This is a genomic window from Butyricimonas sp. BSD2780061689_150309_C8, assembly GCF_015560935.1.
Classification (GTDB): Bacteria; Bacteroidota; Bacteroidia; order Bacteroidales; family Marinifilaceae; genus Butyricimonas; species Butyricimonas paravirosa.
In genome coordinates this window covers 1-23990 of the sequence record NZ_JADMSV010000002.1, presented here as the reverse complement: position 1 = coordinate 23990, position 23990 = coordinate 1, and the positions used below count along the sequence as shown (strand labels likewise).

At 46.1% G+C, this 23990-nt stretch carries 15 protein-coding genes; all 15 read left to right on the top strand.

All coding sequences use genetic code 11. From position 1 onward, the window contains the following. Positions 1–140 precede the first annotated feature (140 nt). The 15 genes from I2I33_RS02700 (at position 141) to I2I33_RS02630 (ending at position 23877) form a co-directional block, all read left to right on the top strand. A complete protein-coding gene (locus tag I2I33_RS02700) occupies positions 141–3407 on the top strand; it encodes a SusC/RagA family TonB-linked outer membrane protein (RefSeq protein WP_195666728.1) in 3267 nt (1088 codons plus the stop codon). Between the two features lie 12 nt (positions 3408–3419). After that, positions 3420–4919, top strand: a complete 1500-nt coding sequence (locus I2I33_RS02695; protein WP_087420102.1) for a RagB/SusD family nutrient uptake outer membrane protein — start codon at positions 3420–3422, stop codon at positions 4917–4919. Positions 4920–4930: 11 nt separating this feature from the next. Further along, on the top strand, positions 4931–5635 hold the full coding sequence (locus tag I2I33_RS02690) for a DUF4843 domain-containing protein (RefSeq protein ID WP_087420103.1): 705 nt from the start codon (positions 4931–4933) through the stop codon (positions 5633–5635). Positions 5636–5659: 24 nt separating this feature from the next. Beyond that, a complete protein-coding gene (locus I2I33_RS02685) occupies positions 5660–7168 on the top strand; it encodes a PKD-like family lipoprotein (RefSeq protein ID WP_158571826.1) in 1509 nt (502 codons plus the stop codon). Between the two features lie 135 nt (positions 7169–7303). Next, positions 7304–8245 (top strand): ATP-binding cassette domain-containing protein, encoded by a 942-nt coding sequence (locus I2I33_RS02680; RefSeq protein ID WP_087420105.1) that lies wholly within the window; start codon positions 7304–7306, stop codon positions 8243–8245. A gap of 11 nt (positions 8246–8256) precedes the next feature. Beyond that, positions 8257–10557, top strand: coding sequence for a Gldg family protein (locus tag I2I33_RS02675; protein ID WP_162613725.1), 2301 nt, complete (start codon positions 8257–8259; stop codon positions 10555–10557). Positions 10558–10581: 24 nt separating this feature from the next. Further along, a complete protein-coding gene (locus I2I33_RS02670) occupies positions 10582–11517 on the top strand; it encodes an ABC transporter ATP-binding protein (RefSeq protein ID WP_087420107.1) in 936 nt (311 codons plus the stop codon). 8 nt (positions 11518–11525) lie between these two features. After that, entirely contained in the window at positions 11526–13814 is a 2289-nt protein-coding gene (locus I2I33_RS02665; RefSeq protein ID WP_087420108.1) for a Gldg family protein, read from the top strand. A 149-nt stretch (positions 13815–13963) separates the two neighbouring features. Further along, a complete protein-coding gene (locus I2I33_RS02660; RefSeq protein ID WP_087420109.1) occupies positions 13964–15295 on the top strand; it encodes an SWIM zinc finger domain-containing protein in 1332 nt (443 codons plus the stop codon). Further along, entirely contained in the window at positions 15279–16751 is a 1473-nt protein-coding gene (locus I2I33_RS02655; protein WP_087420110.1) for a DUF5691 domain-containing protein, read from the top strand. Before I2I33_RS02660 ends, I2I33_RS02655 begins: the two co-directional genes overlap by 17 nt. A gap of 116 nt (positions 16752–16867) precedes the next feature. After that, positions 16868–17947 (top strand): ATP-binding protein, encoded by a 1080-nt coding sequence (locus I2I33_RS02650; protein ID WP_087420111.1) that lies wholly within the window; start codon positions 16868–16870, stop codon positions 17945–17947. Between the two features lie 117 nt (positions 17948–18064). Continuing rightward, a complete protein-coding gene (locus I2I33_RS02645) occupies positions 18065–20347 on the top strand; it encodes a DUF5682 family protein (RefSeq protein WP_087420112.1) in 2283 nt (760 codons plus the stop codon). Between the two features lie 345 nt (positions 20348–20692). Continuing rightward, positions 20693–21817 carry a vWA domain-containing protein gene (locus I2I33_RS02640; protein WP_087420113.1) on the top strand — a complete coding sequence of 375 codons (1125 nt, stop codon included), beginning with the start codon at positions 20693–20695 and terminating at the stop codon, positions 21815–21817. Continuing rightward, complete coding sequence (locus I2I33_RS02635; RefSeq protein WP_162613726.1) at positions 21814–22680, top strand: GNAT family N-acetyltransferase; 867 nt, start codon at positions 21814–21816, stop codon at positions 22678–22680. The genes I2I33_RS02640 and I2I33_RS02635 overlap by 4 nt, the downstream gene beginning before the upstream one ends. Positions 22681–22872: 192 nt before the next feature. Then, positions 22873–23877, top strand: a complete 1005-nt coding sequence (locus I2I33_RS02630; protein ID WP_087420114.1) for a YwqG family protein — start codon at positions 22873–22875, stop codon at positions 23875–23877. Positions 23878–23990: the final 113 nt, after the last annotated feature.

Genomic DNA, 23990 nt, shown 5'->3' with positions numbered 1-23990 from the left:
CTTATTAATAAACTTAACATGACAAAATTATGAAAAAAAACAAGTATTCGTTGTCTTTGTCATTAAAATTTCTCTGTAGAGTCATTTTATTGACAAGTTTTTGGACAAGTTTCTTATGCTTTTCAGTAAAAGGAGACCCGATGGAGCCACAGCGGGTGACTTTGGAGCTGAAAGATGTTTCTCTATCCGTGTTATTCCAAGAGATAAAGAAACAGACTTCTTTCAAGTTTTTCTACAATGATACGCAGGAGAAGGACATGGGGAAGATTACGATCAGCGTGAAAAACGAAACGGTGGAAAACGTGTTGGATCGGGTATTCCAAGGTAAGGAGTACACGTACCGGATTTCCGGGGAACAGATTATCGTGGTAAAGCGTCAGGAAACGAGAAAGCCTATACAAGAAGTGGTCATCGAGGGAACTGTCATGGAAAGGGATTCGATGCCTATTATCGGGGCCACGATCGTGTTACAGGGAACGACAACCGGTGTTGCAACCGACGTGAACGGTAAGTTCCGGCTAGTCGTGCCAATGGACGATGAGATTTATATCGAGGTTTCTTTTTTGGGAATGAAAAAACAAGTACATAAGGTGTTGGGATTACCGACTCCGAAACCGATGCAAATCGTGATGCTGCCGGAAACAGTGGGCGTGGACGAGGTGATTGTGACCGGATATGCCAATATTCGGAAAGAGAGTTTTACAGGTGCAGCCACGACGGTGACGAAGGAGGATATTTTGAAAATCTCCCCGAGGAATGTGATTGATGTGTTACAAGTTTTTGATCCTTCATTGCGTATGGTGAAGAATAACGAGATGGGCTCTGACCCCAACACGTTACCGGAGTTTTATATTCGTGGACGTACTGGTATGGATGGTGTAACTCAATTGGATCGTCTGGAGGCGCAACAAGGTGGAAATATGTCTAAATTTGCGTTGACAACCAACCCCAATTTGCCTGTTTTTATTTTGGATGGTTACGAGGTGGAAGTGCAGAAGATTTATGACATGGATCCTAATCGAATCGCTAGTATTACAATTTTGAAGGATGCTGCGGCCACGGCTATGTACGGGTCTCGTGCATCAAACGGTGTGATCGTTATTGAGACCGTGACTCCGGAATTGGGTAAGCTACAAGTATCCTACACGTTCAATGCTTCATTGACGGCCCCGGATCTTTCTGACTATAATTTGATGAATGCAGAAGAGAAGTTGCGGGCGGAAGTGTTGTCCGGGTTGTATGACTTGAGTTTACCTAATGATATGGAACAGTATGCCATAAAAAAGAATTATATTACCAGTGGTGTTGATACGGACTGGATGGCTCAACCTTTGCAGAATCAGTTTAACCATTCGCATAGTTTGTACGTGTCCGGAGGTACGGAAGGATTTCGTTTCGGTACAGATTTGAGTTACGCACATGAGGGAGGAGTGATGAAAGATTCTTATCGTAATCGGATGAGCGTCGGGGTATTCGTGGATTACCGGGTAGGGAAATTGCAAATTAGAAATAACGTGTCATACGATATATCTAAGTCATCTGATTCTCCTTATGGTTCGTTCAGCGATTATACGAGTCAGCAACCTTATTATGCAATATACGATGAGGATGGAAAACTCAAACAACAATTAAATATAGGTGTTGCCAATCCTCTTTACGAGGCGAGTTTGGGAAATTTCAGTAAGAGTAACTCCTATAATTTAACGAATAACCTGAGTCTTTATTGGTATATCAATGACCATCTTCAATTGCAAAGCCAATTTGCAATTACGAAAACAGAGTCAGAAAGTAATAAATTTACCGATCCTTTATCAACGACTTACGGATCAGGTTCTGATCCATTTACTAGGGGAGACTTGTATGTTAATACAACCGATAACTTTAATTGGAACGTAAATGCTTTTTTGGCTTATAACAATTCGATCGGGAAAAGCTATTTGAATCTTTCTGCTGGTATCAATGCACAAGAAACACAGAGTGGAAATTTGTCGTCACATTACAGGGGATTTCCTTCTGCCGCTTTACATACGATAGGTCATGCGAAAGAGATCGTGGAAAAGCCTTCCGGTGAAGATAATAAAACCCGATTGATGGGTATTTTCTTTAGTGGGAATTACTCTTGGAATAATATCTTTTTGGCCGATGCGTCGATTCGTTTTGACGGTTCTTCTGAGTTCGGGGCTGAATCACAATGGGGATCTTTCTGGTCTTTGGGTGCCGGAATTAATGTGCATAATTTTGAATTTATGAAGTCTATCCCATGGTTAAATCAGTTTAAGGTACGCGGAACTTATGGGGCTACGGGAAAGGTGAACTATCCGCCTTATGCGGCACGGGATATGTATAGTATTTTGTTTGATGATTGGTATTCCACGGGTATAGGGGCAACTCTGCAAGGTGTTGGAAATGAAAATTTAGTATGGGAGAAAACCAACTCGACGAATATCGGTTTTGATCTTAGCTTTTTCCAAAGTAAGTATAATATAACATTCTCATGGTATAACCGTCAGACCGTGGATATGATTACAGATGTAACCATTCCGTCCTCTGCCGGGTTCACATCCTACAAAGATAATATGGGAGAAACTCGAAATAGGGGATATGAAATCAGTTTAAATGCTACCATTCTTAATACGAAGGATTTTGGAGTAAATGCATTCATTAATTTTGCTCATAACGAGGGGAAATTAATGAAAATATCTGAGGCATTAAAAGCTTATAACGAACGGGTGGATGACTATTTAACTTTGAAATACACGAGTTATGCTAATGCGGCTCAACAATCTCTACCATTTTTGAAATATGAAGAAGGTGGTTCATTAACGGCCATCTACGGAATGAAATCTTTAGGGATCAACCCTGCTGATGGAGAGGAATTGTTTATTGATCGTTCCGGTAATGTTACCAGTGTATGGTCATCCTCGCAACAACAAATCATAGGAAATACGGAGCCTAAGGGACAGGGAGCTTTTGGTATTAATATCCGGTGGAAACGCTTGACATTGTACACGAGTTGTATGTATACTTTTGGTTCACAGGAGTATAATTCTACTTTGTTGAGTCATGTGGAGTGTGTCGATTTAAGTACATCTAATGCGGACAAACGTGTATTGAGTCAACGTTGGCAAAAACCGGGGGATGTGACTCCATTGAAAAATATAGCTAACCGAAACAAGACAACACAGTCCACTTCCCGTTTCGTACAGGATAATAATGAGTTCAGCATAAACTCTATATCACTGTCTTATGATTTTAATCCGGAATGGGTAAGGCGTATTGGTTTGGATGTTCTTCGGATTCAGGCAAGCACGAACGATTTGGCAACTTTCTCTTCAATTAAACAGGAGCGAGGTTTGTCTTACCCGTTTGCCCGAACCTTTAATTTTGGTTTAAGTGTTAGTTTCTAAAATCATTTGTTTATGAAAACATGTAAAAATATATTGTTATCAGTTCTGTTACTGTTTTCCCTTTCCTCTTGTTCCGATTGGTTCGAGGTAACGCCGGAAAACGAAATATCCAAAGAGGATTTATTCTCTACCTATGATGGTTTCCGGACAGCGCTGAACGGGATCTACCGAAATCTTTCCGGGGAGTCTCTTTACGGAAATAATCTTTCGTGGGGATTCATCAGTTTCTTAGGGCAGAATTATGATCCGGCCTCGTGGATTGCCATGTACGATGTATCGGGTAGCGTTATGAATTATGATTACGAGAATGAAGATGTGAAGAGTGTCACGAAAGCGATTTGGGAAGGTGCGTTCAACACGATTGCCAATTGTAACGTGCTTATCCAGAATGCCGAGGAACACGGGAACGATTTCTTCTATGAAGGGGAGAACGAGAGAAATATCCTTATCGGAGAGGCGAAAGGGATTCGGGCGCTTGTGCATTTTGATATGCTGAGATTATTTGCTCCGGCGCCAGTTACAGGTGACAATGCGGCCTATGTACCGTATGTATCGGAATACTTGACTTCCCATCCGACTCATTTGCCGACATCCGTGGTATTAGATAGTATTATCAATGATTTGAAACAATCTCAGAGATTATTGGCCGAGTTCGATACATCGTACAACTCCGAAATGATGAAAAGTCCAAGTATGCGTTTTGATGGCAATGTAACAGGTTCGGCTAAAGGCGGTTCTTTCTTTGCCTATCGTGGAACCCGTATGAACTACGTGGCCGCAACCGCTTTGTTGGCTAGGGCCTACCAATACAAGGGTGATAAAGCTACGGCTTATCAATATGCTAACGAGGTTTACCGTTTCTATAATGAAAAGAAATGGTATAGTTTTACACCCGAAAGTAATATAAGTAACACGAATACAGAATATCGTAGATGTAAGTTGTTTGAAGATATTTTGTTAGCTTTCTACAACACGAATATATTTGACGTGTATGACAATTACATACAAAGACATTTTTATTGGACAGGTAATTACTGCCCGATAAAGAATAGGGCAAATTTATTTTTGGGAGATGAACAGGATTTCAGGTATCGTTATTTGATTGCTTCCAATACGACAAGTACCGGTTATTCGTTGAAATGGGTACCCGTGAAGGATGCCAGCGCTTTGTGGAACGTGCAATACCAGTATCCTCTTTTACCTGTTATGCGGATGAGTGAAGTGTTTTATATTATGTGCGAATATTTGGCGGATAATAATTTGACAGAGGCAATATCTTTATTGAACACCTTGAAAAAAGCCCGTGGTGCTGATGACATAAGTACCACTCTGACTAGAGATGCGTTTTTAGAGGCATTGTATACAGACGCAACCCGAGAGTTTATAGCCGAGGGACAAACGTTCTACCTATACAAGCGTTTGAATAGAAGTATGTATAATGGAGAGTACCCGATCGATATGACCGGAAAGTATATAGTTCCTCTTCCAGATAGTGAAAACATTACACAATAAAGGAGAAAATTATGAAAACGAGAATATTTGTACTATTCATATCTATCCTCGCATGGGTGGGATGTGATAGAAGAGAGATTCCCACTTATAATACGGGAAATCATTATATCGAATTCGAACGTGCAACAACGGACTCAACTATTTTTACGTTTATTTATCATCCGAATAATGATTACTACGAACTGCCTATCGCAGTGAAGATTGCGGGAGATGAGGCCGGGCGAGATTTGACTTACAGTATTGCGGTGGATGAAGAATTCACCACGGCCGAGAGTAAACACTATTCTCTGATGCCGGAGACCATGATATTTCGACAAGGAATGTTCCATGATACATGCTACGTTTGTTTGAATAAAACTGACGACTTGAGCAGTCGTTCTGTAAGGTTGGTACTTCGATTGGTGGCGACGTCTGATCTGCCGGTAGGTAAATTGGAAAATTCGGTGGCCGTTATCCAATTTTCGAATACGGTAGCCCGACCGGATTGGTGGAATTCTGACGTGGAAACGTATTATTTGGGAAGTTACTCGCAGAAAAAATTCCTTCTGTTTTTAGAGGTTACGGAGGCGGACTTGACAGGAGCAAGTGTTAGTGAAATACGAGCAGCCGCCTTGCTGTTCAAGCGTTACCTGTTGGATCACGTGGGTGAACCAGAAACGATAGATGAGGACGGACATCCGATGACAGTTCCTGTACTAGGATTGGAAGAGTTATAAACATAGTTTGACAAGTGTATGAATATGAAAAAGATAAAACTATTTTTAGGGTGTTTTATAGCCATGACGTTGCTATACGCCTGTTTTGATGACGAGGGAAATTATGATTTATCGGAATTAGCAACCGTGGGAATTCAACTATCCTATACTCAACCTTCGATTGGCGAGGAATATGTAATTGACCCGGTGATCGATTACAAGGGGGTGGATTCCACTGAATTTGGCTATACGTGGGTATGTGACATACAGGATACGTGGAGTGATACTATCTGCCGGGAAAAAATGTTGAGATATACTTTCACGGAAATAGCGAATTATAGAATTCGTTTGGTTGTAGAACATGTGCCAACCGGCGCATTAACGACAGCCGGTATATACGTGGGAAGTCGTTCCCGCTATTCTTCTGGATGGACGATTTTGTCAGAGCAGAATAATCAATCGATACTGAGTTATATCCGTGTGGACGAAGAGGAAGATAACAAGATCTATACTCTTTTCGAGAATATTTACACTACTCTTAGAGGGGATGAGTTAGGGACCGGTCCGGTTCGGATGGGGCGGCATTTCTCGTCTGAAAGTGATCAAATCTTAGTTATTCAAGAGAGTGGGGCGGTAGAGATTGACGGGTTGGATTTCTCGAAAGCAATAACCACACGGGAGGAATTTATTGGGGGAGTGTATCCTGCCGGTTTTGTACCTAGCCAAGCGGAATATGCTAGTCGGTTAGAAGCGGTTTTGGGGACTGACGGGAACGTGTACACGCGTATAAACCCGAATGGAAACTTCCAAGTATGCCAGTATAACACTCTTCCCGCATTTAATAATGCCCGGATCACGATGATGCATTACGGTGCATATCAAGGGTACATCTATATGTATGATGAATTGAACCACCGGATGATAGGTATTTGTGATGAACCGCAAGCTTATACGGGCATGGTTATCAACATGAAGATGGATCCGGATGGAGTGAATTCGGAAAACTTTACTCCATTGGATAATATGGGAGAGGGTACACAAGTTATGTTTATCGGTTCATATAATGTGGAAGGAGCCGGGGGGCGGGATTTCGTACAGGTGATTAAAAAAGGATCGGATTATTATTTCCAGACGTATAAAGTTTTTCATTCGAATGGCTCGTCTTTGATGTATGCTTTTGATGGGACGGAAGAATTGTTTGTCGGGAATAGCGAGGTTAATGATGATTCAAAGTATTGTATGGATGGGACCTCTTACTTTTATTTCACATCGAATAATATTCTCTATTATTGGAATCGGGTCAATCGAATGGAGCCATTCTACACGTTCCAAAGCAAGATTATCGATATTGAGCGTTATGCTAATGGTGAGGATCGGGAAGAAATTGGCGTCGGTTTGGAGAATGGGGAATTCTATATCCTGGATGCTTCTTACGAGGCTATAAGTGGCCAAAAGGAAAAGGTGTTGTTTAAGGCAGAAGGTTTAGGTCGTGTTGTAGATGTCCAGTACAAGTACGGGAACTTGTCGAATTTTAATAAAGAATCAAGATTATAGTTTTTACACACGGGGATAGCCATTGTGGCTTTCCTCGTGTACAGTAGTTTGTAAATTAAATGATTCAGAGATTGTAGTAAACAATCTCTAAGGGAGTGTTGTGTATAAAAAATAAGTCATTGTAAAAAGAAATTTATGGAAGAACCAATTGTAAGAGTGGAGCATTTATCCCATCGCTATAGTGTTCAGTGGGCAATCAGGGATATAAACTTCGAGATTAACCAGAAGGGGATTTTGGGGCTTTTAGGCTCGAACGGGGCGGGGAAGTCGACCACGATGAATATTATTTGTGGGGTATTGAACCAGACGGAAGGAACGGTTTATATTAATGGTATCGATACTCGTAAGCAACCCGTGGAGGCCAAGAAGTACATCGGTTTTCTGCCACAGAAACCGCCATTGTACACGGATCATAACGTGAGTGAATACCTCACGTATTGCGCTCATCTGCGGCTGATGGATGATCGGGAAGTGAAGGCCGCCGTGGTATCGGCTATGAAACGTTGTGGGATTGCTCATTTTAGTAAGCGGCTCGTGAAGAACCTTTCGGGGGGGTATCAACAGCGCTTGGGAATAGCGCAGGCCATCGTGCATAACCCGAAATTGGTGGTGCTGGATGAACCGACAAATGGTTTGGACCCGAACCAGATCTTGGAAATCAGGGATTTGATTCGGGAGATTGCGCAAGATCATGCCGTTTTGCTTTCCACTCATATTTTGTCGGAAGTAGAGGCCATTTGTCAGAATATTAAAATGATAGAACACGGTAATTTGATCTTTTCCGGGACGCTTGATGAATTTCATGACAGTGTTAAATCCAATACTTGCATTGTGAAGTTGGAGAATGCTCCTGCGGAAGGGGAATTAGGAAATATTCCGGGAGTGATCAAGGTGAAGAAACTCGATGAACATTCTTTCCGATTACAGTTCGAACAAGAAGGAGAAGAGGTGGCCAAACGAGTTGCGGAGATTTGTGTGAACCGGGGATGGAGGTTGAGCGAGATGCAGATGGAAAAGGTATCCATGGATGAGATTTTTGCCCAGCTATCGGGAAAACGAGTGGTTGATAAATTTTAATGTTACAGGATATGAAAACAATATATAGAATAGCGAAATCAGAACTAAACTCTTTATTTTGTTCCCCGATAGCCTGGTTGGTTTTGGTCATCTTTACTTTTCAGATGAGCATGACTTTCACGGACAGGATTATATGGGAATTAAAAGATTTTGTCATCAACAACCGGGAAAAGGATGGAATGACGGCTTATTTTCTGCTTACCGGTTTTGGTACGCCATTATTTCCCGGTGTACTTTCTTATTTGTATCTTTATTTTCCGTTGTTGACGATGGGGTTGATGAGCCGGGAATTTAGCAGTGGGTCCATTAAATTACTATATTCTTCCCCGATTACCAGCACGCAGATCGTATTGGGGAAATATTTCTCGATGATGCTCTACGGGTTGATCATGTTAGCCATTGTTACGGTTTACGTGGTCTTTTACATGTTTGTACTGAAGGACTTTGACTATGCCGTGGCGATTACCGGATTGATCGGAATTTACCTGATCATGTGTCTTTATTCAGCCGTGGGGTTATTTGTTTCTTGTTTAACATCTTATCAAGTTGTGGCAGCTATCGGTACGTTTGCGGCGTTGACTATTTTACAGGTTATTGGTGGAGTTTTACAAGGAGTGGATTTTTGGAGAGATATTACTTACTGGATTTGTAGTGCTCCTCATGGGCCGATAGCCGGGTTAATTAATAGTGGTGACGTGTTATATTACTTTTTGATGCCCGCTTTATTTATAGGGATGTCCATTATGAAATTACAGTTTGCCCGACAGAGTAAACCGTGGTACACGAAAGTGGTGAAGTATCTGGCTTTGGTGGTCGTGATTGTGGGGATTGGTTATGCGACTTCCCGGCGGACTACCGTGTGCATTACGGATCTTTCCCGTGACGAACAGTTGACCCTGACCCCGAAAAGCCGGGATATACTGGAACGTTACAAGGGACAGGAGCTTACGTTAACAACTTATGTCAATATTATGGATGAGCATATGGCCGCCAGAGTGTTCCCGAAGAGCCGGATTGGGGATATGTCCGTGTTCAGTAAGTACTACCGTTTCAAACCGGATATGAAGTTCAAGTATATTTATTATTACGATCACGTGTTGAACGGACATTCTTGTTGCGCACCGGGAGAAGATCTGGAAGAGGCTGCCCGAAAACAGGCTAAAGTGAACGGTTTGGATTTTGATGACGTGCTTTCTCCCGAAGAAATACGGAAGATTCATGATTTAAGTGGTGAGAATAATCAAGTTGTCCGCACGCTTGAAGATAGCGAGGGAAACTGGACATATTTACGAATGTTTAATGACTTGAATCCTTATCCGAGTGAACAGGAAATTTCTGTTGCTCTGCTGCGTATGAAAGATGGAGCCGTGAAAATGGGTTCTCTCTACGGACATGGTGAACGGGAAATGAACAAAAGCGGTGATCGGGAAATTGGGTGGCTCTTTACCAACGGTTCCGGTCGCGGGTCATTGATTAATCAAGGGTTTGATCCGGTAAGCGTACCGCTTACGGAAGAATGGGAGATTCCGGATGATCTGCAAATCCTTTTGATTATAGACCCGAAGGAACCTTTCTCGACGGTGGAGTTAGAAAAAATCCGTGCCTATGTAGCAAGTGGTCGTCATTTGATTCTTGCAACGGATGTTAATCGGTCGGAAATAACGGGAGAATTACTTGCGGATTTCGGGGTAAAGGCTTTACCTGGAATGCTGATACAACCTCGTAAAGATGAAGACCCGACGAATATTAACGCTGTTTTCACGCCGCAAGCAGGGGGGATTAATCCGATGTTTGCCCAGTGGGCAAATCGCAATTATCCGTTGAGTATGACAGGAGCCGTGGGGTTGAGTTGCACGATGGATAAGGGGTATGACGTTGTACCGTTAGTGGTTTCACCAGTCGGTTCGTGGACTGAATTGGAAACGACGGATTTCGAGGGGGAAGTCCCGGTATTTAACCCGAAAGCAGGGGAAATCAATCAACAGTTACCTGTGGTGCTTGCCTTGACCCGCCAATTGAACGGGAAGGAGCAGCGTATTTTGATTTTTGGAGATGCTGACTGGATGACGACCGGGGAGTTCAGCAAGAGTAGATATTATGGAGTGGCAAACGGACCGTTGACAACGCTTATGTGTAGTTGGATGGCTGATTATCAATATCCGACTTATTTTCCTCGCCCGGCACAACCGGATAATCACTTGAAATTGTCCTACCAGTCACGAGGGCCCTTGAAGGTGGCGTTTGTCGTTGTCTTCCCGGCAGTGATCTTGTTGTTGTATCTTTTGGTGTGGTTTAAGAGAAGAGGTAAGTAGTAATTATTAAATGATAAAAAAGACATGGAATCTATTGTAAAAGTAGAGCATTTGTCCCATCGTTACACGGTGGATTGGGCAATTCAAGATATAAATTTCGAGGTGAACCGGAAGGGAATCTTGGGATTATTGGGATCTAACGGGGCGGGAAAGTCCACGACAATGAACATTATCTGTGGCGTGTTGAATCGAACGGATGGCACGGTGTATATTAACGGTATTGATACCCGCAAGAATCCCGTGGAGGCCAAAAAGAATATCGGTTTCCTACCGCAGAAACCACCCTTGTATTCGGACCACACGGTTGACGAGTATCTTGAATTCTGTGCGGAATTGAGATTGATGGAACCCAAGAAAATCAAACAAGCCGTGGAGATGGCCAAGGAACGGTGTGGAATTGCTCATTTCAGCAAGCGGTTGATCCGTAATCTTTCTGGTGGTTATCAACAACGTTTGGGAATAGCGCAAGCCATCATACATAGTCCTAAATTCGTGGTGCTGGACGAGCCGACGAACGGGTTGGATCCGAATCAGATTCTTGAGATTCGTAAGCTGATCAAGGAGATCGCTGTTGATCATGCCGTTTTACTTTCCACGCATATTCTGTCGGAAGTGCAAGCCATGTGCGACGACATCAAGATGATAGAACACGGGCATCTAGTTTTCTCCGGGACGCTGGAAGAATTCGATAATTACGTGAAACCGGACACGTTTATCGTGAAACTTGACAATCCGCCTGCCGATGAGGAAATATTGGCAATCCCCGGGGTGACTCGTCTCAAGCATTTGGATCGAAACACCTTGAGAGTACAGTTTGACAGGCGGGATGACATTTCAGAGGTGATGGCTGATACGTGTGTTCGCCACGGTTGGGGACTAAGCGAGATTATGTTGGAAAGAATTTCTTTGGAAGAGATTTTTGCACAGTTGTCAGGAAAAAGATTGATCGATAAATTTTAATAAACGTTATGAGAGTAATATATAAAATAGCAAAGTCGGAGTTAGGTACGCTCTTTTATTCTCCGATAGCTTGGTTAATTTTGGTCATATTCGTGTTTCAGGTTTTCGGCAGTTTTGCGAACTTACTGGAATATACCGTTAATGCGAAAACCCTCGGACAAATGCAGGGATACCAGAGTTATATGCTTTTCGTGATTGGTGGTTTCGCCCCTTACACGACCATCCAATCTACCCTTTATCTTTACATTCCCCTGTTGACAATGGGGCTTATGAGCCGGGAATACAGCAGTGGTTCTATTAAATTACTTTTTTCTTCCCCGATTAGTAGTTTACAGATCATACTGGGAAAATACCTTTCCATGTTGATTTATGGGCTGATCATGATGGGGAGCGTGTTGGTACTAGTGGTCGTGGCGTTTTTCTCGATCAAAGATTTTGATCTTTCGCTCGTACTTTCCGGTTGGTTGGGCTTGTACTTGCTCATGGCGACTTACGCGGCTATCGGGCTTTTCATGTCGACCTTGACTTCTTACCAGATCATTGCGGCTTTAGGAACGTTGACTTTCATCAGCTTTTTAAACTTTATCGGTAGCTTGTGGCAACATATTGAGGGGGTGCGTGAAGTGATGTATTGGTTCTCGCTTAAAGGACGTGCGGATGAATCTATCCGGGGGCTGATTTGTAGCGAGGATATACTTTATTTTATTCTCGTTTCGGGGATGTTCCTCGGTTTCTCGGTGCTGAAACTGCAATTTGCCCGTCGGAGTTGTTCCGTGAGCGTGAAAGTGGGCAAGTACGTGGGATTGGTAGCCTGCGTTGCCTTACTCGGGTATGTTTCCACGATTCCTCAATTGAAGTGTTTCTATGACGCTACGGCTAACAAGGATCGCACGATCACCCCGAACAGTCAGGAAATACTGCGGCAGGTGGACGGAGGCTTGACGATTACTTCTTACGTTAATCTCCTTGACAAATTTGGCTATCTTGGAATGCCTTCCAATTGGTTTAATACCCGGAATATCTTCGAGACATTTACTCGTTTCAAGCCGGAGACGAAACTGAAAAGCTATTATTATTACGATAATAGTGCAGGGATGAATCTTTCCCGCGAGGAAATGGATAAGGCAATAGAGAGACTCGTGCTGACTTCCGATATTAATCCCAAAAGTATACTCACTCCGGAACAGATGAGGGAGAAGATCGATCTCTCTGCTGAGGAGTTCCGCTACGTGTTTCTAATAGAGCGGGAGAACGGGCAGAAAGCTTTCTTGCGTATGTTCGATGATCAGGGAAAGTATCCTTCCGAGGCGGAGATTTCCGCCGTATTGAAGACTATGGTAGCCGAGAGTCCGTATATTGCTTTCTTGAGTGGACATGGCGAACGCAATATTTATGATGGTTCCGGGGTAAATTATACCTCGTTCACGACAGTTCTTGATTCAAGAAGTGCTTTAGTCAATCAAGGGTACACGCCCTACACGCTCACGCTGACGGAAGGGGGAGATATTCCATCGGACGTGGATGTACTTGTTATCGCCGATTTGCGGAAAGCTTTGACGGATGATGAATTGATTCAAATTAAACGGTATATCGAACATGGGGGAAACTTAGTGGTGATCGGGGAACCGCGTCGGCAGGAATATATGGCGCCCGTGCTGGAGCAATTGGGACTCGCTTTTGTACCCGGTGTATTGGTACAGCCTCGCGAGGGGTACGTTGCCGATTATCTTTGGGCTAGGTTCACGCCGGAAGGGGCAAGATTGGAACCTGTTTTTGCTCGTATGTTGGAGTTGGATAATGTACTCACTATGCCTTCCGCGGCGGCTATTCGTAAGATAGGCGATCGGGGATTTGAGGCAATTCCCGTGTTTACAACTGAAACTACCGGATGTTGGAATGAGTTGGAAACGAAGAACTTTTCTCTCGAAGAACCCCGTCTGAATACGGCATTGGGAGAGGAGGAAAAAGCCTATGTTATCGGTTATGCCTTGCGTCGTGACGTGAAAGGAAAGGAACAGCGTGTCTTCGTGCTTGGGGATGCCGATTGTATCAGTAACGGGGAACTCGGAGCAAACCGGGAGTTCCGTCGCTCGAATTATGCGCTTACGGATGGAATGTTCCGTTGGCTTGTTTATGATGAATATCCTATTGATGTCAGTCGTCCGGCAGCCAAGGATAATGACACGTACCTGACCCCGGGAGGATTCGCATGGATCAAGATATTCTTGCGTTGGATATGTCCGGTACTGATCGTGGTGTGTGGTTGCGTGATCTGGGTGATGAGGCGGATGAAGTAAAGTAAGTGTTTCTGATCATACAAAGATTCAGGTTTTAGCCGTAAAATGGCTGATACCTGAATCTTTTTTTAGTAGATAATGGTTGAAGGTGTTTCAAGTCTCGGATTAAGCGCTAAATTTGTCGGAATGGATATTGAAATTTAGAGTACATGCAATTATCAGAAGATCAAATTATAAAATTGGCCCCGGATGCGGCATCCGTGAAAGCCGGGAAGGGATTGGCCTCGGCAGCGAAATGGGTGTTGCGGGGAGCGAGTGACCGGGCGTTATGGGGGCATTGTCAGGGAAGTGGTAAGAATCCCTACCAGACGCAGGTCGATTTGCAGAATATCGCTTTCAAATGTTCGTGTCCCAGCCATAAGTTTCCTTGTAAACATAGCTTGGGGCTTTTATTTTTATATGCTTCTCAGCCGGATTTATTCACGACAGGGGAAGAACCCGATTGGGTGAAGGAGTGGTTGGAGAAACGTGCGGGAAAAGCGGTGGAGAAGAAGGAAAAAGCGGATAAACCCGTGGATGTAGAGGCTCAGGCGAAGAGGCAGGAGGCTCGACACAAAAAGGTATTGAACGGTGTGGACGATTTGCAGGGAGGGTTAAAGGACCTCGTGCGAAGTGGTCTGTTGAACGTTCCGGAGCGGGCGCAATCCCTGTTTGCCGGGATTTCCAAGCGAATGGTCGATGCACAGGCTCCCGGTTTGGCGGGGATGATGCGGCAGTTACAGGAGATTCATTATTTCGGTGAGGACTGGAAGTACGAGCTGACGGCGGGAGCAAGCCGGGCGTACCTCGTGGCGGAAAGCTACAAGCACCTCGATCAGTTGTCCCCGGAATGGCAGGATGAAATCCGTACTCTCGTGGGATACCCGCAGGCCAAGGAGGAGGTGTTGGCTAACGGGGAACAGGTTTCCGACGATTGGTTGGTTGTTGCCTCGGAAAGTCTGCAACAAGACCGGTTGACGGTAGAGTACAATTGGTTGTACGGCCGACAGACCTGTCGGTATGCGCTCTTCTTACAATTCTTAACACCGGGAGCTTTGGCGGAAACCGCTTTATTACCAGGTAGTGTTGTCGTGGCAGATGTGACATTCTACAAGGGTGTGACTCCGACTCGGGTATTATTCCGTGAACAGAAAGGTACAAGAGAACCCTTTATCCCATCCGGAAAAGGATGTTGTGCGGGATTGGCAGAGGCCATGCAGGTCTATCGGGAGAGTATGACTCGTAATCCTTTCACGTATGAAGTACCCGTGTTGGTTAGCGAGGTGCGTCTTGTGATGCACGAAAAACAGGTGTGGATTAAGGATAGCAACGAGTATCTGATTCCGTTAACCTTGGGAGAGGCCGGCAAATTGAAAGGTTTTGCCGTGACCGGCGGACGGGAATTCACGGGGTTCTTCCTTGCCGGGGAGCGGTCATGGAGAGTGTTATCGTTATGGATAGAGGATAAATATTACACGTTAAGCAATGAGTATAACGGATAATGTCATAAATATAGCCTTGTTGGGAACGGCTAACCGGGAGATGACTTCCGGCGAGTTACCGGAAGATCTTGCCGGGACGTTGGAGCGGGTAAAAGAGAACGCTACAGACGGGGAGGAGGTCTTCTATAAGGGGGCTGCGGCTTTTTTCGCTTACTATCGTTCGGGTTTGGAACCTTTGAAGTTAAAAGATCCTGTTCCGGTTTCAGAGGCTGGGCCGGAAATGCGGCCTTATGTCGGTCAGAAAGCGGCTGCGATACTAAGTATTTTGCTGGGGGAAAAGTATGCTAATATGTTGCTTTTTTGGTACCGGAAAGCGGCAGAGCGGGAACAGTTGATTCCGCCGGAATATCTGCCGCAAGTGTTGACACGAGTTTTTCAGCCGGGGAGCCAGACGGCAAAACGGGAGCGGCAATTACTGATCTCTCTGGTGGGTAACCGGGGGCGTTGGTTATTACCCATTATGGGATATGCCGCTTTGCAGGAAGAGGATGATGATACGTGGGAAACGGCCACTCATGCCGATCGGAAACTGATACTTTCACGGGTACGTCGTGAGAATCCTGCCCGGGGTATCGAGATGTTACGTGCTGAATGGAAAAACGAGTCTGCCCAGCATCGTGCGGAGTTTCTGGCTTGTCTGGAGACCGGTTTGTCGGTAGCGGATGAGGATTTTTTAGAGGAAGTACGGGGTGGTGACCGGAGTTCTACCGTGCGGGACGAGGCCCTACGTTTGTTACGTATGATCCCGGAATCCCGAATCTTGCACTTGTTTGCCGAGACGTTAAAGAAACATTTGCATTATCGTCGTTTGCTTGGTTGGTCTGTGGACCCGATTGCTTACACGGAAGAATTCAAAAAGTTAGGAATAAACGAAGTGAGTAGTAATAAAGGCGAGAGCGACAGTGATTATATCCTGCGACAAATGGCACAATGTATGCCTTTGTCCTTTTGGTGCGAGTTTTTCGATTGTGATCCGGAGACGGCAGCCCAGCGGATGCGTAAATCACCCCCTTTTTCAAAATATATTTACTTGACAGACACGATACTGGGTTATAAAAATCGGGATTGGGCCTACCACGTGCTGAAAGATGAACGGGTACTTCAGTCTCCCGACTTGATGCAATTGGTTCCCTTATTATCCGTGGAACAGCGGGAGCAATTGAATTTAAGCGGGAAAGCCGACCGGAATTTTTACATCAGTCAATGGTTCGACGAGGACGATAGCGAGTGGGGAGAGAAATTCTCCCGGGGCGTGTTGAAGATGATTTACGCCATGGACTATTGTTATTATGACCGTCCGACCTGCGAGGCGCTGGCTTTACGCCTTCCTGCCTCGATGTATGATTACGTGTCCACTTTAGGGACGTCACGGGAGAGTAGTGCCAGCCACTGGGAGTTCACGGTTCGTTTGCAACAACTGTTATTGATGAAAAAGGAAATAATACAGGCGTTTTAATTTTAGATTTTAGATTTTAGATTTTAGATTTCAGCCGCACGGGGCTGGCTCTTTTTAAAGGATTCTTTCATCTAAAATTGTTTGGGTATAAGAGACAAATATCAAAAAGAAAAAATATGGGTTTATTATTAAGACAACATGCGGAACAGCAATTCGAGGAAGAGTTGCACGAGTTAAAGAAAAACGAGACAAATAAAGTACCGGAAAACTGGCAACTATCCCCGCAATCGGTGGTTACCTACTTGATGGGCGGGAAACTGGCAAACGGTTTTGAGGTGACCCCGAAGTATATCGGGCATCGTCGTTTGATGGAGATCGCTGTGGCCACGTTGGTTACGGATCGGGCATTGTTGTTGTATGGTCTACCGGGAACAGCCAAGAGCTGGGTAAGCGAGCATCTGGCGGCGGCTATATCCGGTGATTCTACCTTGATCGTGCAGGGAACGGCAGGGACGGGCGAGGAGGCTATTCGTTACGGGTGGAACTATGCCAAGTTATTAGCCGAAGGTCCCAGCGAGGGGGCTCTTGTACAAACTCCCGTTATGCGTGCAATGAAGGATGGTAAACTGGCCCGCATCGAGGAGTTGACCCGTGTCGGTTCGGACGTTCAGGACACGTTGATCACGATTCTTTCCGAGAAGACGTTGCCTATTCCCGAGCTGGATCGTGAAATACAGGCTATCAGGGGCTTTAACGTGATCGCTACTGCCAATAACCGGGACAAGGGTGTAAATGACTTGTCAAGCGCTCTAAAACGCCGTTTCAACACGGTAATCCTGCCTTTGCCCGACACGATCGACGAGGAAATCGACATCGTGCGTCGCCGGGTGGAGAGTTTCGAGGCCGTTATGGACCTTCCGGCAGAGAAACCTGCATTGGAAGAGATTCGCCGAGTGGTTACCATTTTCCGGGAGTTACGTCAGGGAGCAACCGAAGATGGTAAGACCAAGTTGAAAACTCCCAGTGGTACGCTGAGTACGGCCGAGGCCATCTCCGTCGTGAATAACGGTTTGGCCATGTCCGGGTATTTCGGTGACGGTCGGTTAAACGCCACGGACCTTGTATCGGGAATTATCGGGGCGGTTGTGAAGGACCCCCTGCAGGATCAGGTGATATGGCAGGAATACCTTGAAACGGTCGTGAAGGGACGCGATGGCTGGAAGGACATTTATAGGGCATCTAGGGAAATGTTATAGTGACTAGTTTTAGATTTAGAAGTCGGATTGATTCGGTGATTTAGTGATTTCCGATTCGGTGATTGTAGAATCACGGAATCATGTAATCGACAATCACGTAGTCATTTAATTTATACAATGGTTGATGGAATACATTTTTTAGGCATACGGCATCATGGTCCGGGGTCAGCCAAGAACGTACGAGCGTACTTGGAAGAACTGGAACCCGATGTTATTTTATTGGAAGGTCCCCCGGAGGCGGAGCCGCTTTTGCCGGGAGTACTTCATGAGCAGATGAAACCGCCCGTGGCCTTGCTGGCGTATCAGCCCGACGAGCCTCGAAGGGCCGTGTTTTATCCTTTTGCCGAGTTCTCACCCGAATGGCAGGCCATGTGCTATGCTATGAAAAAGGAGGTGTCATTACGTTTTTTTGACTTACCTCTGGTGCATCATTTAGCTCTTTGGAAAGAACGGGAGGAACAAGCTGAGGCCGGGAAAACCGGCGAAGAGGGGGAGTGCGATGAAGTACAGGGGGAGGCATCTGCAACCGAGACCCCGGAAAAAGTTCGGGAAGTTGCCGTTCCGGAATTACTGCCCGTTGATCCTTTTGCTCATCTGGCGAAGGCGGCCGGGTACGATGATCCGGAATTATGGTGGGAAGTGAACTTTGAGAATCGTCAGCGTAACGAGGAGGTGTTTGCCGCCGTGAAAGAGGCTGTTTCGGTGTTACGGGAGTATTTCCCAAAGACCGATCGGGAGACTTTGTTGCGGGAAGCGTGGATGCGTAAAATGATCCGGGCTGCCCAAAAAGAGGGTTTCAAACGTATAGCCGTGGTGTGCGGGGCTTGGCATGTGCCGGGTCTGGAGAAGATGCCCACGCAGAAAGAAGACAATGAGTTATTGAAGGGATTACCGAAAGTGAAGGTGGAGTGTACGTGGATTCCGTGGACCTACGATCGGTTGTCTTTCCGGAGCGGTTACGGGGCGGGAATCGTTTCCCCGGGGTGGTACGATCATTTATGGCATTATCCGGATGACGACGGAACCCGTTGGATGAGCAAGGTGGCCGCCCTTTTCCGGACGAAAGGAATGGATATTTCCGTGGCTCACGTGATCGAGGCCGTGCGTCTGGCACAAGTTGCAGCCGCATTACGTGGTTTGCCCCGTCCTTCTTTGGAGGAATATAATGATGCCGTGACTACGGTGATGGGATTCGGTGACCCGATTCTGTTACAAGTGATCCGGGAGGCCTTGGTGATCAGCGATCGTATGGGGAGCGTACCGGATGATGTACCTAAAGTTCCTCTTCTCGTGGATGTGGAGAAGTTGTTGAAACGCTTGCGCTTACCCCTTACGACCGAGGTGAAGGAATTCCAGTTGGATTTGCGGAAACCGATGGATTTGGAGCGGAGTATCTTTTTCCACCGCTTGAACTTGCTCGGTATAAAGATGGCCCGTCTGTTACGGGTTGATGGGAAGGGAACTTTCAAGGAGGCTTGGTCCGTTTATTACGAACCGGAGCAGACCCTTGCCGTGATCGAGAAGGCCGTGTGGGGAAATACTTTGTCCGAGGCAGTTATCGCGTATAACACCTATTTGTCGAAAGACATCACGTCTATATCCGAGTTGGTGGACTTGCTGGAACGGGTGATTCCCGCGGATTTGCCCGCTCTCGTGGAAGAAATGACGTCCCGGTTGGACGCGCTTTCCGCCTCGACAACCGATGTGCTGGAGATGATGAAGACTATCCCCGGTATGGTGAACGTGGTTCGTTACGGGAGTGTGCGGAATTTGGATTACGGGAAGGTCAACGATATGCTGAACGCCATGATGGCCCGTGTGCTTGCCGGGGGAGTGCTGGCTTGCACGAACGTGGACGAGGATGCGGCTACGGAGGTCATGGAGCGATTGGTGGCTGTCGATTATGCTATGGCCACGGCGAACCAACCGGGATTGATGGAGATGTGGACGGAACTGGTGAACAAGATCCGGGAAGCACGGGGGTCTCATCCCTTGCTGTCCGGTTATTGTACTCGTTTATTGCGGGATAAGAATATCCTTGGATACGAGGAAACGGCCCAAACGTTGAGTTATTACACGTCTCCCGGGAACACGGCATCCGACACGGCATTCTGGTTTGAAGGATTCCTTAAATCATCGGGTACTATCTTGTTGCTGGACGATCAGTTATGGGATTTGGTGAATAGTTGGTTGGCCACTCTGAATGATGGGAGTTTCATGGAGTTATTGCCCATACTCCGCCGAACCTTCAGCGAGTACAGCCTGCCGGAACGTCGTAAACTCGGTGAGAAAGCCAAGGGAACTTCTGCCGTGAAACGGGTAAACGCGGAAAGCGAGGCGTTTAACGGGGAAGATGCCCGGAGGGTAATCCCGTTGATTGAGCGGTTATTAGGTATTTAATAGGTGTAACAATTGTGCAGTTGGAACGAGAAAGGTAAAAGATAAAGGAACTTATATACGAATTTACAGTAAACCAACTCCCTCCCCCTTTCGGGGTACTCCCTCTATAAACAGAGGGAGAGTTGAAATACTTCCTGTCTTTGGGAAGAGTTACCAGCTCCTCCTCTGTTCATAGAGGAGGTGGCACGAAGTGACGGAGGAGTTTGAGTATGAAAACAAGCATTACCTTAATGGACTGTAAAGTAGTATATAATTACCAAGATAAAAACTAAAAGATAAAAGTAGGAAATCAAAAAACGTTGGCCTGTGTAGGAGGAATTTAAAATCTAAAATTTAAAATCTAAAATGGAAGAAGCTCTTTTAAAGCGATGGCGATTAATACTGGGAGGAAACGAGGCGGATGGAACGGGAGTTTCCCTCTCTGCCGAGGAGAGTCGCGTGGATGCTGCCTTGAATGCTTTGTACGATAGTGACCGTAAAGGGGGATTGAGTGGTTCGGCTCCCAAGGTGAGCCGTTGGTTGGGAGACATCCGGGAGTTTTTCCCGCAGACAGTTGTACAAGTGATTCAAAAGGACGCAATCAAGCGACTGAACTTGACTTCGTTACTGACCGAGAAAGAGATGCTTGAATCGGTGGTGCCGGACGTGCATCTGGTGGCAACGTTGATGTCCTTGAGCAGGGTGATACCGGAGAAGAACAAGGTTATTGCCCGGGAAGTCGTACGTAAAGTGGTGGATGAGCTGATGAAAAAGCTATCGTCACCCATGCAACAGGCCGTTACCGGGGCTTTGAACCGTTCCAGCAGGCGGAGAAATCCCCGTTACAACGAGATTGACTGGAAGACGACGATCGAGAAAAACCTACGGAACTATCAGCCGGAGTACAAGACGATTATCCCGGAGGTTCGTATCGGTTTCGGCCGGAAACGCCGGGCGTTGAAGGACATCGTGCTGTGTCTCGACCAGAGTGGTTCGATGGGGGCATCCGTGGTCTATTCGGGAATATTCGGCTCCGTGCTGGCCTCGATTCCGGCCGTACAGACCCGTATGGTGGTGTTTGACACCTCGGTAGTTGACTTGACGGATGATTTGCAGGACCCGGTGGACTTGCTTTTCGGCGTACAACTGGGTGGCGGTACGGATATTGACCGGGCCTTGGGGTATTGTCAGACGGTGATCACTCGTCCCTCAGACACGGTGCTGGTTCTCGTGACCGACTTGTGTGAGGGGGGTAATGAGCGGGAGATGCGCAAGAAGGTGATTTCTCTCGTGCAGAGTGGGGTGCAATTGATCGTGTTGTTAGCTCTGAATGACGACGGGGCGCCTTTCTACGACAAGGAGAACGCTCAATTCCTAGCAGAACTGGGTGTTCCGGCATTTGCCTGTACCCCGGACAAGTTCCCGGACTTGATGGCGGCGGCTTTGGCAAAACAAGATATAGGAATGTGGTTATCAAAGAATATACAGTGAAGGAAAAAAGAAACAGAGCGGAAATCGTGGAACGATGCGTGGAATTATGGGAGGCCTCTGTGCGAGCTACCCATGATTTCCTCGTGGAAGAATATATAGAGTTTTACAGGCCTTTTGTGCGTGAGAATTGCGAGAAGTTGCCCTTGCTACTTCATTATGAAGGGGATGAAATTGTAGCCTTTTTGGGGTATGACATGACATCTATCGAGATGCTTTTCGTGGATCCGGATTACCGGGGAAAGGGCATCGGTCGTGATCTTATCGAGTGGGCGATCGAGGATGTTCACGCGGAGACGGTGGCCGTGAACGAGCAAAACGGGCAGGCCGTGGGCTTTTATGCCCGGATGGGGTTTGAGGTGGAACGCCGCACGGAAATGGACGGTTGCGGGAAACCTTACCCGATCCTGTACCTGCGTTTGAAGAATCCCCCGCAGCGAATGGTAAAGGTGACGGGGGATAAGAAAGCGTATCTTCATCTTCTACTGGATGCGGACCCGTGCGAGGCGATGGTTGACCGTTACTTGGAGGAGGGCGATATGTTCATTCTGGAGAGGGATGGGAAGGTGATCGGGGAGGCTGTTGTTGATGAAAAGGGGGAAATCAAGAATTTGGCCGTGTTGCCGGAGTATCAAGGGAAATTGTACGGGATGTACATTCTCTCTTTTCTGGCCGGTTATTATAAAAATCGTTTTTCTTGTTTGTGGGTGGGGACGAGCGAGGGTGGCGTGGGGTATTACGAGCGTTACGGTTTCGTGCAGGACCACGTGGTGAAGAATTTCTTTACGGATAATTACCCGGAACCAATCATCGATAACGGAAAACCTTGTGTGGATATGACTTACCTGCGTTTGGAGATTCGTTAAATAGGACTATTTTTTGGATATGTTTGCTATTTTCTCCGGATGGTAGGCTGCTTGTTTAACTAAATGTAGCCTGTTTTAAGCCTAATATTAGCCTAGGTAAGGCAGGCTAATACCAAGCTTTTAGTTTTTAGCTTTTAACTTTTAGTTTCTTTTTGTATTTTTGGCACGGAAATCATTTAATAAGACGATATTATGGGATTCTTTAATAAAATATTCGGAGGCGGAGGAAATGAAGGGAAGAAAGAGACTTCAGCAGATCGAATACTGCGGGTTATCAAGGAGAAAACAACGACAGAGTGCGTGACGCTGATCCCGTCAAAAGGAACAACTAAACCCTGGGAGAGCAAGATCGGGGGGATGCCCTATATGCCTAAAGGGTTTGACTATCCTTACGAGGAGGCGGGAAGTACGGTTGTCACGGAAGGACAAGCACCTGCGGTGGCTGCGAGCGTGGCGGCCGGACCATTTGCCGGGTTAGATGGAGGTACAACCACCGTGCCTTCCGCAGCCGCAGGAGAGGCTCTCGAACAGGTGGAAGAACGAAAGTTGTTGCCATTGCGTTTCTTGGCACAGGTGAATTTCAGCGAGATGCCGCCGTTGGATGGTTTTCCGACAAAGGGAATTCTCCAGTTTTATATTGCGGGAGAAAATGCCCACGGGTTGAATTTCGAGAATCCGGAAGAGCAGAAGGGATTCCGGGTGATTTATCACGAGGAAGTAGTGGAAGATGAGACGGCTTTACTTTCTGTTTTACCGACGGAGGGTGTGGAGTACCCGGATGGTTTCCCGGTGGATGGTGAATTAAGACTGAATTTCGAGAAATCGTCCATGCCGATGGGGGGCGGAGACTATCGTTTCGATAAATTGTTGTTGGATGCCTATAACGAGGCGAATCCCGATGCACGGGTGGCCTCTCTGGACCGAGCCCCGGAGGATGAGCTGGATAAGGTTTACGACCAACTGGATATGGGAGGGCATCGTATGGGAGGGTATCCCTTCTTCACGCAGCTTGACCCGCGGGAGTATCATCAGGAGTTGAAGGAAAATTCAATCTTGTTGTTCCAGTTGGATTCAGATGAAACTGATGACTATAAGATCGTGTGGGGGGATTCCGGCGTGTGCAATTTCTTTATCCGTCCGGAGAACTTGGCTAAACGGGATTTTAGCCGGGTGTTGTATCATTGGGATTGCTACTAGAAAGATAAAAGATAAAAACTAAAAACTAAAAGTTGGAGTAATGTGGCCAAAAATAGTTGGTAACATTTTTCCAATTAAAGCTTATCTTTGAATAGTAAAGTCGAAGAGGAAAC

What these genes read in the sequence shown, in the direction of transcription:
- I2I33_RS02695 (WP_087420102.1), top strand. Translation starts at nt 3,420, where the DNA reads ATGAAAACATGTAAAAATATATTGTTATCAGTTCTGTTACTGTTTTCC.
- I2I33_RS02645 (WP_087420112.1), top strand. Translation starts at nt 18,065, where the DNA reads ATGGTTGATGGAATACATTTTTTAGGCATACGGCATCATGGTCCGGGG.
- I2I33_RS02670 (WP_087420107.1), top strand. Translation starts at nt 10,582, where the DNA reads ATGGAATCTATTGTAAAAGTAGAGCATTTGTCCCATCGTTACACGGTG.
- I2I33_RS02655 (WP_087420110.1), top strand. Translation starts at nt 15,279, where the DNA reads ATGAGTATAACGGATAATGTCATAAATATAGCCTTGTTGGGAACGGCT.
- I2I33_RS02665 (WP_087420108.1), top strand. Translation starts at nt 11,526, where the DNA reads ATGAGAGTAATATATAAAATAGCAAAGTCGGAGTTAGGTACGCTCTTT.
- I2I33_RS02660 (WP_087420109.1), top strand. Translation starts at nt 13,964, where the DNA reads ATGCAATTATCAGAAGATCAAATTATAAAATTGGCCCCGGATGCGGCA.
- I2I33_RS02630 (WP_087420114.1), top strand. Translation starts at nt 22,873, where the DNA reads ATGGGATTCTTTAATAAAATATTCGGAGGCGGAGGAAATGAAGGGAAG.
- I2I33_RS02690 (WP_087420103.1), top strand. Translation starts at nt 4,931, where the DNA reads ATGAAAACGAGAATATTTGTACTATTCATATCTATCCTCGCATGGGTG.
- I2I33_RS02675 (WP_162613725.1), top strand. Translation starts at nt 8,257, where the DNA reads ATGAAAACAATATATAGAATAGCGAAATCAGAACTAAACTCTTTATTT.
- I2I33_RS02640 (WP_087420113.1), top strand. Translation starts at nt 20,693, where the DNA reads ATGGAAGAAGCTCTTTTAAAGCGATGGCGATTAATACTGGGAGGAAAC.
- I2I33_RS02700 (WP_195666728.1), top strand. Translation starts at nt 141, where the DNA reads ATGGAGCCACAGCGGGTGACTTTGGAGCTGAAAGATGTTTCTCTATCC.
- I2I33_RS02685 (WP_158571826.1), top strand. Translation starts at nt 5,660, where the DNA reads ATGAAAAAGATAAAACTATTTTTAGGGTGTTTTATAGCCATGACGTTG.
- I2I33_RS02680 (WP_087420105.1), top strand. Translation starts at nt 7,304, where the DNA reads ATGGAAGAACCAATTGTAAGAGTGGAGCATTTATCCCATCGCTATAGT.
- I2I33_RS02650 (WP_087420111.1), top strand. Translation starts at nt 16,868, where the DNA reads ATGGGTTTATTATTAAGACAACATGCGGAACAGCAATTCGAGGAAGAG.